Source organism: Streptococcus sp. OH4692_COT-348 (genome assembly GCF_003859975.1).
In the GTDB taxonomy this organism is placed as follows: domain Bacteria; phylum Bacillota; class Bacilli; order Lactobacillales; family Streptococcaceae; genus Streptococcus.
In genome coordinates this window covers 1-811 of record NZ_RQZB01000042.1, presented here as the reverse complement: position 1 = coordinate 811, position 811 = coordinate 1, and the positions used below count along the sequence as shown (strand labels likewise).

Annotated in this window: 1 protein-coding gene; it reads right to left on the bottom strand. The window is 38.3% G+C overall.

From position 1 onward, the window contains the following. Positions 1-99: 99 nt before the first annotated feature. On the bottom strand, positions 100-780 hold the full coding sequence (locus EII37_RS10770; protein ID WP_124788558.1) for an IS6-like element ISS1N family transposase: 681 nt from the start codon (positions 778-780) through the stop codon (positions 100-102). Positions 781-811: the final 31 nt, after the last annotated feature.

Below are 811 nucleotides of genomic sequence, written 5' to 3'. Positions count from 1 at the left end.
AATTAAATCCAAATCCCATAAAAACCTCTTTCTAGTGAGTAGCATGGTTCTGTTGCGAAGTTTGAAAATCAAACGCGCCCTTTCTGAACTCCAAATATCTTAGGCTGTTATTCCCATTAATACCTTGATTTCAGTAGACACCGAAAAGCCGAAGAGCGTTCCATTTCTTCGGTTCTTTTTATATATTCCTCGAAGGGTCTCCATACCCTTAATCGTGGAAGAGGCTGTACGGAGACTTTGATAAAATTTATTCCGTCGTTTAATAGGTCGATGGTCTTGTTCTATTAAATTGTTAAGATACTTCACAGTTCGGTGCTCTGTCTTAGTATATAAACCCACACTCTGTAACTTTCTAAAGGCGGAGCCAAGAGAAGGTGCTTTATCAGTCACAATTGCTTTCGGCTCACCAAACTGATTATGGAGTCGTTTTAAGAAAGCATAGGCTGCTTGCGTCTCCCGTTTCTTTCGTAACCAGATATCTAAGGTTAAGCCGTCCGCATCAATTGCACGATAAAGATAATGCCAACGTCCCTTAATTTTGATATAGGTTTCGTCCATTTTCCATGAATAGAAGGATTGTCTATTTTTCTTCTTCCAAAGATCATAGAGGACTTTGCTGTACTCTTGCACCCAACGATAAATCGTAGTATGACAAACATTTATTCCACGATCATATAACAATTCCTGAACTTCACGATAGCTTAGATTGTAACGCAGGTAGTAACCAACAGCGACAATAATGACGTCTTTTTTGAATTGTTTGCCTTTAAAATGATTCATTACTCTGTCCTCTCTGTCTTTTTTCTCAATT